The sequence below is a fragment of the Thermomonas haemolytica genome, from assembly GCF_004346265.1.
Classification (GTDB): Bacteria; Pseudomonadota; Gammaproteobacteria; order Xanthomonadales; family Xanthomonadaceae; genus Thermomonas; species Thermomonas haemolytica.
On the sequence record NZ_SMAP01000002.1, the window covers coordinates 141997 to 156203 of the forward strand.

The following is a 14207-nucleotide window of genomic DNA, read 5'->3' on the forward strand; positions in this document are numbered from 1 at the left end:
CCGCACCGCATTCCGGGCCGGAATGCGGTGCGTGCCCGGATTTTGGGCAGAATGGGTGCATGCACATCGCCCACCACCTGTGGCCCCAGATCGCGTTCGGCCTGATCCTGGCCGGCGGCCTGTATCTGTTCGTCACCGAAAAGCTGCGGATCGACATCACCGCGATGCTGATCCTGCTGGCGCTGGTGCTGACCCGCACCCTCGATTCCAAGCAGGCGCTGTCCGGCTTCGCCAGCGAGCCGGCGATCATCGTCGCCGCGGTATTCGTGATCTCCGGCGCGCTGGCCGCCACCGGGGTCACCGAGCATATCGGCGCCTGGATCGGGCGCGCCAGCGGCCGCAGCGAGTGGCGCACGATCGCGGTGGTGATGCCGATGGTGGCGCTGCTGGCCTCGTTCACCCACCACGTGATGGTGACCGCGATGATGCTGCCGCTGCTGCTGAAGCACGCGCGCGACCGCCATTTGCCGGCCTCGCGCCTGCTGATGCCGATGTCGCTGGCGGCCTCGCTGGGTACGACCCTTACCCTGGTCAGCGCGCCGGCGTTCCTGCTCGCCAACGACCAGCTGCAGCGCATCGGCAGCGAAGGATTGGGCATCTTCGCGATCACCCCGATCGGCGTCGCGCTGGTGGTGGTCGGTACCCTGTACATGCTAGCGGCGCGCTGGCTGCTGCCCAAGCGCAGCGGCGAGGGCGGCGAGGACGACTACCTGCGCCTGGGCCGCTTCCGCACCGAGCTGCTGGTGGTGCCCGGCGGGCAATGGGCCACCCGCACCCTGGCCGAGATGCAGAAGGCGATCGGCCCGTCGGTGCAGGTGCTCGGCTGGCTGCGCGACGGCGTGCGCCGCAGCGACCTCACCGCCGGCAGCCCGCTGCTGGGCGGCGACGTCCTGCTTGTGGAAGCCAGCGCCGACGAGCTGATGTCGCTGCATGACGATCCCGGGCTGGACCTCAACGCGATCGCACGCTTCCACGACACCCTCAGCGGCGAAGGCACCCCGCAGCTGGTGCAGACCGTGGTCGCGCCGGGCTCGGAGTTCATCGGCCGCAGCATCCGCGAGCTGGATTTCTCGCGCCAGTTCCACGCGGTGGTGGTCGGGTTGTGGCGGCACTCGGGGCCGGTGGCGGAGCGCCTCTCCGACGCACGCCTGCGCGAGGGCGACCTGCTGGTGCTGTGGGGGCGGCCCTCGCGCTTTGCCGAGTTGGCCACCCATCACGGCTTCCTGCTGCTCGCGCCGTTCGCGGGCGAAGCCAAACGCCGGCTGCGCGCGCCGCTGGCGTTGGCGATCCTGGGCGCCACCGTCCTGATCGCCGCCAGCGAGTGGCTGCCGGCACCGCTGGCCTTCCTGCTCGGCGCGGTGATGATGGTGGCGACCGGCTGCATCGACATCCGCCAGGCCTACCGCGCGATCGACGTGCGCATCTTCGTGATGATCGCCGGGGTGATCCCGCTGGGGATCGCGATGGAACAGACCGGTACCGCCGACCTGCTGGCCACCGGGCTGGCGCACCTGGTCGCACACTGGCCGCCGCTGGCAGTCCTGCTGGTGATGTTCACCGCCGCCGCGCTGCTGACCCAGCCGATGTCGGATGCCGCGACGGTGGCGCTGCTGGGGCCGGTCGCGATTTCGCTGGCACAGGCGCTGCACCTGCCGCCGACGCCGTTCGTGGTGTGCACCGCGATGGGCGCGGTGGTGGCCTTCCTCACCCCGATCGGCCACCACGGCAACCTGCTGATCCTGCGCCCCGGGCAATACCGCTTCGGGGATTTCCTGCGGGTCGGCCTGCCGCTGACCGTGCTGATCGGCTTCGTCAGCGCGTGGATGGCGCGCTGGCTGTGGCTCAAAGGGCCGCTGCTGCCGCATTTCGGTTGACGGCCACGCCGTCGAGGAGGCGCGATGACCACCCTGATCGTTCCTCGCAGCCACGATCTCGGCGGCTTCGACGTGCGCCGCGCCGTGCCCAGCCTGCAGGCGCGCAGCGTCGGCCCGTTCGTGTTCGTGGACCACATGGGGCCGGCGCTGTTCGAGCCGGGCCGCGGGCTCGACGTGCGCCCGCATCCGCACATCGGCCTGGCCACCGTCACCTACCTGTGGGCCGGGGTGCTGCGCCATCGCGACACCCTCGGCAGCGTGCAGGACATCCAGCCGGGCGACGTCAACTGGATGACCGCCGGCCGGGGCATCGCGCATTCCGAACGCACCCCGCCGGATCCGCGCGCCGCCGGGCACGCCCTGCACGGGATGCAGACCTGGGTGGCGCTGCCGAAGGCGCACGAGGAGATCGCGCCGGCGTTCCACCACCACGCCGCCGCCACTTTGCCGTTGCGCGATGATGCCGACGGCGTGCGCCTGCGGGTGATCGCCGGCCGCGGGTTCGGGATGGAATCGCCGGTGCAGGTGTTCGCGGACACCTTCAACGTCGCCGTCGACCTCGCGCCCGAGGCCGAACTGGCGATCGCCGCGGAAGCACCGGAACGCGCGCTCTACCTGCTGGACGGCCAGGCCCAGCTGGACGGCGCGGATGTGCCCGCCAAACACCTGGTGCTGCTCGACCGCGGCGCGCGCCACGTGCTGCGCGCGAAGACCCCGCTGAAGGCGATGCTGTTCGGCGGCGAGCCGCTGGATGGCCCGCGCCACCTGTGGTGGAACTTCGTGTCGAGCTCGAAGGAACGGATCGAGCAGGCCAAGGCGGACTGGGAGCGCGGCGCCTTCGGCCTGATCCCGGGCGACGCGGACGAGCGCATCCCGCTACCGGCATACTGAAGGGCGCGCGGTTTCCCGACGTCTTCAGGCCAGCGCGGCTTTCAGAACAGCATGCCCTGGGGCGACGCTGGCCGCGGCGGCGCGAACAGGTCGCAGCGCAGCGGCGGCAGTGCGCCGTAGCCGAGGCGCCGGCAGGCGGTGGAAAAGCGCCTTTCCAGCAGGTCCGCCAGCGGCCCGCTGCCGCGCTGGCGGTGGCCGAAGCGGGCGTCGTAATCGCGCCCGCCGTGCATCTGCCGCAGCAGGCCCATCACCCGCGCCGCGCGATCCGGCACGTGCAGCTGCAGCCACTGCCGCCACAGCGCCTTGAGTTCGTGCGGCAGGCGCAGCAGCACGTAGCCAGCGGCCTGCGCGCCGGCCTCGCGCGCCGCGGCGAGGATGCGCTCGAGCTCGGCATCGGTCAGCGCCGGGATCACCGGCGCCACCAGCACGCCCACCGGTACCCCGGCCTGGCGCAGCGCGGCGATCAGCCGCAGGCGCGCATGCGGGGCCGCGGCGCGCGGTTCCAGCCGCGCCGACAGCCCGTTGTCGAGGGTGGTCACCGACACATGCACCTGCACCAGGCCCTCGCGTGCCAGCGCCGCCAGCAGGTCGAGATCGCGCCGCAGCGCGCTGCCCTTGGTGACGATGCTGACCGGATGGCGCGCCGCCAGCAGCACCTCCAGGCAGGCACGGCTGATCCCGTGGCGGCGCTCGATCGGCTGCCAGCCGTCGGTATTGATCCCCAGCGCGATCGGCGCCGGCACGTAGCCGGGCCGGGCCAGTTCCGTGCGCAGCACCTCGGCGGCATTGGTCTTGGCGAACAGGCGGGTCTCGAAATCCAGCCCCGGCGACAGGTCGAGATAGGCGTGCGAGGGCCGCGCGAAGCAGTAGGCGCAGCCGTGCTCGCAACCGCGGTAGGGGTTGACCGACTGCCGCAGTCCGAGGTCGGGCGACTGGTTGCGGCTGATCACCCGGCGCGCGCGCTCGACGCGCACCTCGGTGCGCAGCGCCGGCGCGTCCGCCTGCGCGGCGTACACCGACCCCCAGCCATCGTCCTCGGCGCAGGCCTGCTGGCGCGCGAAGCGACCGGCCAGGTGGCTGGCGGCGCCCCTGCCGTGGATCGGCGCCTGCGCGCGCCCGGCATCGTCATCGCCTGCGACAGGTGAAATCTCCATTCGCGCAGCCTACCCTTTGGCGGTCGCACCGCCCGCGACGATCATCCACCCGCCGACGCCCACGTCCAAGGATGCCCCGATGCCCGGTTTGATCCCCGCCTGGGACGCGCTCTGGGCGGTTCCCCACATCCACGCCTGGCTGCTCGCCGGCTGGCTGCTGTACCTGCTGTGGCTGGGCGGCTGGATCGTGCTGCAGAAGCGCGAACCGGTGGCCACCCTGAGCTGGCTGATCAGCCTGGCCGCGCTGCCCTATATCGGGTTCGCGGTGTATTACTTCCTCGGCCCGCAGCGGATCGTGCGCCACCGCAGGCGCCGCCTGCGCCACCACGCCCGGCTACCCGCCGATTCCACCGGCGGCGATGACAGCGCCGAGCTGCGCACGCTGGCGCACGCCACCACCGGGCTGGCGCCCAGCACCGCGCGCACCGTGCAGTTGCTGGTGGACGGCGGCAGCAAATATCCGGCCCTGCTGGAGGCCATCGCCCGGGCGCGCGACCACGTGCACCTGGAGTACTACATCTACCAGCCCGACCGCACCGGCAGCACACTGCGTGATGCCCTGGTCGAGCGCGCGCGCGCCGGGGTCAAGGTACGCCTGCTGCTGGATGCGGTCGGCTCCAAGCAGGCCGCGCGCCGCTTCTTCGCACCACTGCTGGAAGCCGGCGGCGAGCTGGCCTGGTTCCATCCGGTGCGCCCGTGGACGCCGTGGAAGCGGCCATGGATGAACCTGCGCACCCACCGCAAGCTGGTGGTGATCGACGGCCGGGTCGGCTTCCTCGGCGGCATCAACATCACCGACGAGGAGGACGAGCGCCTGCGCGAGGACGCCTACCGCGACCTGCACCTGCGGGTGGAGGGCGACATCGTGCGCTCGCTGCAGGAAGTGTTCGTCGAGGACTGGGCGTACGCTACCGAGCGCGACGATTTCGTCGGCGAGGTGGTGCGCGCGATGCCGCCGCCGCTGCCCGGCCCGGTGCGCGCGCAGCTGCTGACCTCGGGCCCGGATTCGCCGTGGGAGGCGATCCACCGCATGTACGTGTCGGCCATCCACGTCGCCACCCGGCGGGTGTGGCTGACGACGCCGTACTTCGTGCCCGGCGAGGCGGCGATGATGGCGCTGACCTCGGCCGCCCTCGGCGGGCTGGACGTGCGCCTGCTGGTGCCGCGGATCAGCGACAGCCGGTTGGTGACCTGGTGCGTGCGCTCCTATTACGACGACCTGCTGGCGGCCGGGGTCAAGGTGTACGAATACGGTCCGCGCATGCTGCACAGCAAGGCGCTGCTGGTGGACGATGGGCTGGCCATCATCGGCAGCGCGAATTTCGACCATCGCAGCTTCCGCCTGAACTTCGAGGCCTCGCTGCTGTTCGAGGACGCCGGCGTCGCCGCCACGTTGGCGCAGCAGATCGAACGCGAGTTCGCATTCGCGCCGCGGGTGCGCCCCGATCGTCCGCGGCCGCTGTGGCGCGCGCGGCTTCCGGAGGCGCTGGCGCGCCTGCTGGCCCCGCTGCTTTGACCGCCGGCCGCGCGTACACTGCTCGCCAGTCCACTCCGCGAGGCCGCCCATGCACTGGCTGTTCCTCCTGCTGGCATTCGCCGCCATGGCGTTCGCCTTCCTCACCCATTCGATGGCGGTGCTGTTGGGCTGCCTGTTGGCGGCGCTGGTGCTGTTCGTGCTGTGGGTGCTGGGCCTGTACCAGGCGCGGGTAGCGGGCAGCGGGCGCGACGTGTCCGCGATGCTGGATCCGGCGGAGCTGCGCCGCCTGCGCGAGCAGGCGCAGGCGCGCCGCGACGACGACACCGCCGGCCACGCGCCGTGACCGCGCTCAGCGTCAACCTCAACAAGATCGCGGTGCTGCGCAATTCGCGCGGTGGCCGCGAGCCGGACGTGCTGCAGGCCGGCATCGCCTGCCTGGATGCCGGTGCCGACGGCCTCACCGTGCATCCGCGCCCGGACGCACGCCACATCCGCGCGGACGACGTGGAAGCGCTGGGCGCCCTGTGCCGCCACCGCGCGGTGGAGTTCAACGTCGAGGGCAATCCGTTCGCGCCGCCGCGCCCGGGCTATCCGGGGCTGCTGGCGCTATGCGAGGCGGTGCGCCCAGCGCAGGTCACCCTGGTCCCGGACGGCGATGGCCAGCTCACCTCCGACCACGGCTTCGACTTCGCCCGCGACGGTGCCGCGCTGCGCCCGCTGGTGGCCGCGTTCAAGGCGCTGGGCTGCCGGGTAAGCGTGTTCGTGGATGTCGGCGACCCAGATGTCGCGCAGGCCGCCGCTTGTGGTGCCGACCGGGTGGAGCTGTACACCGGCCCGTACGCCGAGGCCTTCGCCGCCGGCACCCCGCAGGCCGCCCTGGCCGCTGCGGCGGCGACCGCGCGCCTGGCGCAGGCCGCGGGCCTCGGGGTCAATGCCGGGCACGACCTCAACCAGGCCAACTTGCCGGCGTTCCTGGCCGCGGTGCCCGGCGTGCTGGAAGTGTCGATCGGGCACGCCCTGATCGGCGAGGCGCTGTATGCCGGCCTGGCGCCGACCGTGCGCGCCTACCGCGCCCTGGTGCGCGCCGCCGCCTGAGCCCGATTTCCGGCGCCATCCAGAGTCCCGCCCCACTTCTATTGATTGCAGTGCGCCTGCAGGCGCACCTCAAGACGCCATCGGCGCACGGTATCGCCTCCTGATCGCGCACAAAAAAAACGCCGCCCGAAGGCGGCGTTTCGTCATCCACGACGTGCTCCGCAAGACCGGAGCAGGGAAATCTTCAACGTATTGCGGATGGATCAGTTCTGGACGAAGCCGATCTTGACCATCTCGGCGTTCTTGGCTGCGGTCAGCACCTTCGCCAGCACGCCGTATTCGGCCTGGTCGTTGGTGTCGATCTGCAGCTCCGGCTGGTTGGTCGGGTCGCGCGCCACTTCTTCCATCATGCGCTTCTGCAACTCGCCCACCGCGGCCGGGGAATCGTTCCAGAACACCTGGCCCGAGGCATCGATGCGCAGGCGGATCGGATCCGGCGGCTCCTTCGGGTTCTCCGGCGGCTTGTCCGTCTTCTGCGGCAGGTCCACGTCCACCGGGATGGACTGGATCGGCATGGTCACCATGAAGATGATCAGCAGCACCAGCATCACGTCCACCAGCGGAGTGACGTTGATGTCGGCCATCGGGCCGCCAGACTTGTTGGTCGAAAAGGCCATCGTGCGTTCTCCTTACTGGCCCTTCTTCGGCGGCGTGGTGACGAAGCCGACCTTGGCGATACCCTGCTGCTGGGCGATCTTCACCACGTCGTTGATCAGCCCGTAGTGGGTGGTCTTGTCGGCGCGGATCTGCACCGGCGGCTGCGGGGTCTTCTGCGCCTCCACCGACAGGCGGCTTTCGATCGCCGCCTTGGTGGAAGGCTCATCGTTGAGGAACAGTTCGCCCGCATCGGTCACCGTGATGGTGACCGGCGGCACCTGCTGTTTCTCTTCCTTCTTCTTCTCGACCGTCGCTTCCGGCAGCGCCACCTTGACCTTGTGGTTCATCAGCGGCGTGGTGATCATGAAGATGATCAGCAGCACCAGCATCACGTCCACCAGGGGCGTGACGTTGATTTCCGCCATCGGCGCGCCGTCTTCCTTATTGCCTACACTCGCACCCATGGTCCGTGGCCTCCGTCAGGTTCCGGTCGATCCGATCAGCGCTTGCCGGCCGCTTCGCCGACGCGCGAGCCGGTGGCGAAGAAGTCGTGCAGGTCGTGCGCGAAGGTGTCGAACTGGTTGTTCGTCACGCGGTTGAAGCGCACGAAGGCGTTGTAGGCCAGCAGCGCCGGGATCGCGGCGAACAGACCAATCGCGGTCATGATCAGCGCCTCGCCCACCGGGCCGGCCACCGCCGAGATCGAGGCGTCGCCCGAGGAACCGATCTTGATCAGCGCGTGGTAGATGCCCCACACGGTGCCGAGCAGGCCGACGAACGGCGCCGACGAACCCACGGTGGCCAGCACGGTCAGGCCGTCTTCCAGGTTCAGCGACTCGCGGGTCACGGCCTGGCGCAGCGCGCGGTCCACGAACTCGGAACGGTTGAGGGTCTCGGCCAGACGCGAGCCGTCCTGGCGCGAGTGGTGGGCCGCGGCCTGGGCGGCGTCCAGCGCGATCTTGGAGAACGGCTCGGACTTCGGCTGCTCTTCCATGAAGCGGATGGCGTCCTGCGCGTTCGGGGTTTCCCAGAACGTGTCGACGACGCGGTCAGCACGCGCACGCAGGCGCATGTTCTTGATGAAGTTGATGATGATCCAGTACCAGGACATCACCGACATGATGGACAGCGTCAGGAAGACGGCCCAGCCGACCGCGTCGAAGCCCTGGATCAGATGGTCGAAGCCCATCTGCTGCAGCGCGGCGGCGTTGTTGCCTCCGGCGGCGGCAGGTGCGGCGGCAGCAGTTTCTTGCAACATACGCTTACCTTTTGATGTCGTGGATGAGGGTGGAACGAAAAGGTGGAACGGGGTGGAACGGGGTAGAACGGACTGCGTGTGAACGGCTTAATTCAGCTTCCACTCGACGGGCACGCGGACGCGGCTGGCGACCTTCTGCCCGTTCTTGATCTCGGGGTTGAAGCGCCACTTGCGCGCCGCCTGCTGGGCCGCGCGGTCCAGGTTGCGGTTGCCGCTGGACTTCTCGATCTCGACGTCGAGTACGCCGCCACTGGCATCAATGACGACGATCAGAACCGTAGTACCCTGAATGCCGCGACGCATTTCCTCCGGCGGATACCGTGGCGGATTCATCGCGCGCGAGGACGGATCCACGCTGGAACCGATGTCGGGCACGGAGGCCGGCGGCGACGGCGGCGACGGCGGCGGCGCGGCCACGTCGACCGCACGCGGCGTATCCAGCACGACCGGCGGTTCATCCGGCGGCGGCGGCAGGGTAGGCGTCGGCCGCGGCGGCGACAGGGTCTTCGGCGGGGTGAGCTGCTTGGGCGGCTCCGGCGGCGGCGGCGGCGGCGGCGGCGGCGGCGGCGGGGGTTCGATGAAGGTGACGCTGACCACGTCGTCCTTCTGCACGTCCGGTGCGGGCGGTGCGACCGGCGACAGCAGCAGCAACAGCGCGGCGGCATGCAGCGCGATGGCGAAACTGATACCGGCGATGCGCGGCCAGCTCAAGCCGCTATCGCGGCCTTCTTTCTTCTCGATGTAGGCGAGATCTTGCGTCATGCGCACGGCTCTGGTGTGGGGGGCCCCGGGCATCGGCACCGGGGCGTCATCTGAGCGGCTTGTGGGCCGCAGGAATCCCGTAGTCTATACCAATCGCGGCGACTTGTTCCAAGCCCCGACGCTGGCGTATGTAAAAAATGCGCGCAGCGTCTCAACGCGCCAGGATGCGGTTGGCGTCCTCGGGTTTTTTCACGCCCTTGGCCAGCGCCTGCTTGGCCGCCTCCTTCGCCTCCGCCTTCTTGCCCGTGTAGTCCAGCACCTTGGCCAGGTTGAGATAGGCCTCGCCATCGGCGGCCATCGGCGCGGCACGCCTGTACATCTCGACCGCCAGCGGCATGTTGTCGTTCGCGTAGGCGGTCTGCGCCAGGATCTGGTAGTCGCGGGCCAGATCCGGACCGGGTTGCAGGATGCCCTTGGCCACGCCGTCTTCGATCACCTTCTGCGCCTCGGCCCACTTGCCGGCATTCATGTACCCAATGTAGAGCGCGCGCAACTCACGCGGATCGGTCAGCATGCCGCGCTTGTAGGCATCCCCGAGCAGCGCGTTTGCCTCGTCGAATTTCTCGGCGCTCTGCAGCACCGAGACCGCGTTCATCAGCATCCGCTTGTCGTCCGGCTTCTGCGCGAACAGCCGCTTGTAGATCGCTGCAGCCTCGTCGTAGCGATCCAGATTGGCCAGGATGGAAGCCCGCAGGGACAGATGCTCGGGCTTCTCGGATTTGGTTTCCGCCAGGAATCGATCGACGGTCGCGAGCGCATCGGCGTACTTGCCCTCGCCGTACTGGGTCGCGGCCAGGTTGTACATCGTGGCGTAATGACTGTCGTTGTCGAGACCGTTCTCTGCAATGGCCTTGGCAAAGTACTCCGCGGCCTTGGCCTGATCATCCATGCTCGCGGCGGCATTGCCGGCCATCGAGTAAGCGAAGGACTTGTCGTAGGCGTTCGCCCCGGACATGCCGGCGATCTCCTCGGCCTTGGCGATCACGCCTGCCCAATCGTCCTTTTCATAGCGTTCCTGCATGGCCTGCAGCTGCTTGATCACCTTCGGCGACGCCTTGGCATCGGGCGACTGGCGGGTTGCATTGGGGTAATCAGGGGCCTTGGCTTCGGCCTTCGCCGTCGTCTTGCCCTTGCCCAGCTCGGCTTCGCGGCGGGCACGCTCCTCGCGCATGCTCGACTGCGGATCTGCGTGCACCATGGGCGCCAGCGTCAGCGCACCCAGCGCGACGGACAGGGCGATCACGAGCGGTTGACGGGACATCTGCGGCATGGGGCACCTCGGGAGATAGTGGGGCCGCGCCGGGCGCGGCATACGGAAAACCTAGCAAAACGCGCGTGAACGGACGTGTGCCGGATGGCCTGCCGGAACACCGCGCGGCGGGGCGTCACACGTCCAGGTTGGCGACCTTGAGCGCGTTGTCCTCGATGAATTCGCGACGGGGTTCGACCACATCCCCCATCAACGTACTGAACAGGGCGTCGGCGGCCACCGCATCCTCCAGCTTCACCTGCAGCAGGCGGCGGGTTTCCGGGTTCACCGTGGTGTCCCACAGCTGCTCGGGGTTCATCTCGCCGAGGCCCTTGAAGCGCTGGATCTGGCGGCCTTTCTTGGCTTCCTCGAGCAGCCACGCCTGCGCCTCGGCAAAGCGGGTGATCGGCTGTGCCTTGTTGCCACGCAGGATGCGCGCGCCCTCGCGCACCAGCCCGTGCAGCTGGGCGGCGGCATCGCGCAGCGGCTTCAACTCACCATGCTCGAACAACGCCTGCGGCAACACCTGGGTGAGCTCCTCGCCCATGTGCGTGCGGGTGACCAGCAGCGCGGCCGATCGGCCTTCCTGCGCGGCCTGCCAGCGCAGTGCGTAGCGCGGCTTGCCGAGGCCGCTCTGGTTGAGGCGGGAGGCCAGTGCGGCCAGCGCCGCATCCAGGTCGCCGTGCACGGCCAAACTGGCGGCATCCAGCGGCAGGAAATCGATCAGCGCCTCCAGCACGCCCGGATCGAAGCGGTGCGCGTTGCGGGCGATCGCCTCGCGCGCACGCGCGAACGCCAGCAGCAGGCCCTCCAGCGCGGCGCCTTCGATCGCCGGCTCGCCCTCGGCGGGCACCAGGCCGGCGCCTTCCACCGCGTTGCCGGCGAGGTAGGCGTCCAGCGCGGCATCGTCCTTCAGGTACAGCTCGTTCTTGCCCTGCTTGACCTTGTACAGCGGCGGCAGGCCGATGTAGATGTGGCCGCGCTCGATCAGCTCCGGCATCTGCCGGTAGAAGAAGGTCAGCAGCAGGGTGCGGATGTGGCTGCCGTCCACGTCGGCGTCGGTCATGATGATGACGCGGTGGTAGCGCAGCTTGTCCGGGTTGTACTCGTCCTTGCCGATGCCGGTGCCGAGCGCGGTGATCAGGGTGCCGACCTCGGCGCTGGCCAGCATGCGGTCGAAGCGCGCGCGCTCGACGTTGAGGATCTTGCCGCGCAGCGGCAGCACCGCCTGGTTCTTGCGGTTGCGGCCCTGCTTGGCGCTGCCGCCCGCGGAGTCGCCCTCGACGATGAACAGCTCGGACAGCGCCGGATCCTTTTCCTGGCAGTCGGCCAGCTTGCCCGGCAGGCCGGCGATGTCCAGCGCACCCTTGCGGCGGGTCAGGTCGCGCGCCTTGCGCGCGGCCTCGCGTGCGCGGGCGGCATCCACGATCTTGCCGGCGATCGCCTTGGCCTCGTTCGGGTGTTCCTGCAGGAACTCCTCGAGGCGGGCGGAGAAGATGCTGTCCACCACCGGGCGCACGTCCGAGGAGACTAGCTTTTCCTTGGTCTGGCTGGAGAAGCTGGGATCCGGCACCTTCACCGACAGCACCGCGATCATGCCTTCGCGCATGTCGTCGCCGGACAGCGCCACCTTGGCCTGCTTGGCGATCCCGCTCTGCTCGATGTAGTTGGTCAGGGTGCGGGTCAGCGCCGCGCGGAAGCCCTGCAGGTGGGTGCCGCCGTCCTTCTGCGGGATATTGTTGGTGAAGCAGAACATCGTTTCCTGGTAGGCGTCGGTCCACTGCAGGGCGACCTCCACCGTGATCCCGTTCTGCTCGCCGCTGACCGAGATCACGCTCGGGTGCAGCGGGGTCTTCAGCTGCGCCAGGTGCTCGACAAAGCTGCGGATTCCACCTTCGTACTGGAACACGTCGCGGCGGCCCTCGCCGCGCTCGTCCACCAGGGTGATCTTGATCCCGGAATTGAGGAAGCTGAGCTCGCGCAGGCGGCGCGCGAGGATCTCGTAATGGAACTCGACATCGCTGAAGGTCTCGGCCGACGGCCAGAACCGCAGCGTGGTGCCGCGCCGGCTACCCTGCTCGCCGACCCGCTTGAGCGGATACACCGGTTCGCCGTGCGCGTATTCCTGCTGGTGGTGGCCGCCGTCGCGCCAGATGTCCAGGGTGAGCTTGCTGGAGAGCGCATTGACCACCGACACGCCCACGCCGTGCAGGCCGCCGGAGACCTTGTAGCTGTTGTCGTCGAACTTGCCGCCGGCGTGCAGCACGGTGAGGATGACCTCCGCCGCCGACACGCCCTCTTCCTTGTGGATGTCCACCGGGATGCCGCGGCCGTTGTCTGACACGCTGACCGAGCCGTCGGCATGGATGGTGACGACGATGTCGTCGGCGTGGCCGGCCAGGGCCTCGTCCACCGAGTTGTCCACCACCTCGAACACCATGTGGTGCAGGCCGGTGCCGTCGTGGACGTCGCCGATGTACATGCCCGGGCGCTTGCGCACCGCTTCCAGCCCGCGCAGGACGGTGATCTTGCTGGAATCGTAGTTGCTGTTCGGGGTGGCTTCGGGCGACTGGCCCGGGGTCTGTTCGTTCTGCGACATCGACGCGTTCGACTCCCGCGGCGCGCCGGGCGCGCCAGGACACATTAGCTATAGGAACCGGCAGTATAGCCGACCCTGCCGCCCGCCACGCCGGCGGGCCGGGCCCGAACTTCAGGCGGCGCCGGGCAACGGCCCGGACACCGTCCCATGTTCCACGTGGAACAGTGCCGCCGGGAGGTCGGCCAGCGGCCAGCCCGCCGGCCGCTCGGTTCCAGTCACCAGCACCTGGGCCCCGGTATCGGCCAGCAGGGCCAGCACTCGCCGCTGGTGCTGTCGGTCCAGCTCCGAGCCCAGATCGTCCAGCTGCAGCAGCGGCCAAGCCCCGCGGGATTCGGCCAGATGCGCGGCCTGCGCCAGCAGCAGCGCGAGCGCCAGCTGCTTGGCCTGCCCGCGCGACAGCCCGTCGCGCCCCGGCAGCGATTGCAGGACGAAGCGCAGGTCGGCCCGGTGCGGCCCCAGCGTGGTATGCCCCAGCGCCAGGTCGCGCTCGCGCGACAGCAGCAGGGCATCCGCCAGCCCCAGCTCCTGCCGCTTCCAGCCTGGCTGCAGGCCCAGTTCGATACTGCCGGCGGCCGGCAGTAGCAGCGGCAGCATGCGCGCCAGATGCGGCTGCAATCCCGCGACGTAGGCCTGGCGGAGGCCGGTGATGGCTTCCCCGGCCTGCGCCAGCTCATGCTCCCAGGCCTCCAGCGACGCCCCCCCGCCCTGCCGCAGCAGGCTGTTGCGCTGCTTGAGCGCGCGGGCATAACGCCGCCACTGCGGAAGGAAGCCATGTTCCACGTGGAACATGCCCCAATCGAGATAGCGGCGGCGCACCTCGCTGCTGCCATCGACCAGCGCATGGCTGCCCGGCTCGAAGGTCACCACCGCCAGGGCTTCGCACAGCGCGCCCAGCTGGGCCACGTCCTGCCCGTCCAGGCGCGCCTGCCAGGCATTGCCGGTGTGCCGCAGCCCGGCGCGGCGCGGCGCCCCCTGTGCATCCTCCCATTCCACGTAGACCTGCAGCGCCGGCGCGCCCTGCCGGATCAGGCCGTCGCGGACCCGGCCGCGGAAGCTGCGGGCATGCGCCAGCAGGTGCAGGGCCTCGAGCAGGCTGGTCTTGCCGCTGCCATTGTCGCCGGTGATGAGGTTGAATCCCGGCTGCGGCGCGAAGCGGGCGTCATCGAACCGGCGTAGGCCCTCCACGCGCAGCTGGCGGATCAGCATGGCGTGCCCGGGCGACGGGCATCAAAACGGCGACGCCCGGTCGAA

Annotated in this window: 13 protein-coding genes; 5 read left to right on the plus strand and 8 right to left on the minus strand. The window is 69.6% G+C overall.

What is annotated here, in order from left to right; genetic code table 11:
• Nucleotides 1–59: 59 nt before the first annotated feature.
• Both EDC34_RS03795 and EDC34_RS03800 read left to right on the plus strand, forming a co-directional pair.
• Nucleotides 60–1874, plus strand: coding sequence for an SLC13 family permease (locus tag EDC34_RS03795; protein ID WP_114959470.1), 1815 nt, complete (start codon nucleotides 60–62; stop codon nucleotides 1872–1874).
• Between the two features lie 24 nt (nucleotides 1875–1898).
• On the plus strand, nucleotides 1899–2765 hold the full coding sequence (locus EDC34_RS03800) for a pirin family protein (protein ID WP_114959469.1): 867 nt from the start codon (nucleotides 1899–1901) through the stop codon (nucleotides 2763–2765).
• A gap of 41 nt (nucleotides 2766–2806) precedes the next feature.
• Here EDC34_RS03800 and EDC34_RS03805 read toward each other — a convergent pair whose 3' ends face one another.
• Nucleotides 2807–3919, minus strand: coding sequence for a PA0069 family radical SAM protein (locus EDC34_RS03805; protein ID WP_114959468.1), 1113 nt, complete (start codon nucleotides 3917–3919; stop codon nucleotides 2807–2809).
• Between the two features lie 79 nt (nucleotides 3920–3998).
• On the opposite strand from EDC34_RS03805, the gene cls reads away from it, so the two are divergent.
• From cls to EDC34_RS03820, 3 genes are read left to right on the plus strand one after another with little or no spacing between them, the layout of a single operon-like run.
• Nucleotides 3999–5435, plus strand: coding sequence for a cardiolipin synthase (cls, locus tag EDC34_RS03810; RefSeq protein WP_114959467.1), 1437 nt, complete (start codon nucleotides 3999–4001; stop codon nucleotides 5433–5435).
• A 49-nt stretch (nucleotides 5436–5484) separates the two neighbouring features.
• Complete coding sequence (locus EDC34_RS03815) at nucleotides 5485–5739, plus strand: hypothetical protein (RefSeq protein ID WP_114959466.1); 255 nt, start codon at nucleotides 5485–5487, stop codon at nucleotides 5737–5739.
• On the plus strand, nucleotides 5736–6491 hold the full coding sequence (locus tag EDC34_RS03820) for a pyridoxine 5'-phosphate synthase (RefSeq protein WP_114959465.1): 756 nt from the start codon (nucleotides 5736–5738) through the stop codon (nucleotides 6489–6491). Before EDC34_RS03815 ends, EDC34_RS03820 begins: the two co-directional genes overlap by 4 nt.
• A gap of 203 nt (nucleotides 6492–6694) precedes the next feature.
• On the opposite strand, the gene EDC34_RS03825 is transcribed toward EDC34_RS03820, so the two are convergent.
• The 7 genes from EDC34_RS03825 to recF form a co-directional block, all read right to left on the minus strand.
• Complete coding sequence (locus tag EDC34_RS03825) at nucleotides 6695–7108, minus strand: ExbD/TolR family protein (protein ID WP_114959464.1); 414 nt, start codon at nucleotides 7106–7108, stop codon at nucleotides 6695–6697.
• Nucleotides 7109–7120: 12 nt separating this feature from the next.
• Nucleotides 7121–7552, minus strand: coding sequence for an ExbD/TolR family protein (locus EDC34_RS03830; protein ID WP_162797668.1), 432 nt, complete (start codon nucleotides 7550–7552; stop codon nucleotides 7121–7123).
• Between the two features lie 35 nt (nucleotides 7553–7587).
• On the minus strand, nucleotides 7588–8346 hold the full coding sequence (locus EDC34_RS03835; protein ID WP_114959462.1) for a MotA/TolQ/ExbB proton channel family protein: 759 nt from the start codon (nucleotides 8344–8346) through the stop codon (nucleotides 7588–7590).
• Between the two features lie 87 nt (nucleotides 8347–8433).
• Nucleotides 8434–9108 carry an energy transducer TonB gene (locus EDC34_RS03840; protein WP_114959461.1) on the minus strand — a complete coding sequence of 225 codons (675 nt, stop codon included), beginning with the start codon at nucleotides 9106–9108 and terminating at the stop codon, nucleotides 8434–8436.
• Between the two features lie 151 nt (nucleotides 9109–9259).
• On the minus strand, nucleotides 9260–10378 hold the full coding sequence (locus tag EDC34_RS03845) for a tetratricopeptide repeat protein (protein ID WP_132982847.1): 1119 nt from the start codon (nucleotides 10376–10378) through the stop codon (nucleotides 9260–9262).
• Nucleotides 10379–10493: 115 nt separating this feature from the next.
• On the minus strand, nucleotides 10494–12956 hold the full coding sequence (gyrB, locus tag EDC34_RS03850; RefSeq protein ID WP_114959596.1) for a DNA topoisomerase (ATP-hydrolyzing) subunit B: 2463 nt from the start codon (nucleotides 12954–12956) through the stop codon (nucleotides 10494–10496).
• 111 nt (nucleotides 12957–13067) lie between these two features.
• The gene (gene recF, locus EDC34_RS03855) at nucleotides 13068–14162 is read right to left on the minus strand and encodes a DNA replication/repair protein RecF (protein ID WP_114959459.1); all 1095 of its coding nucleotides are present in this window, start codon (nucleotides 14160–14162) and stop codon (nucleotides 13068–13070) included.
• Between the last annotated feature and the right edge of the window lie 45 nt (nucleotides 14163–14207).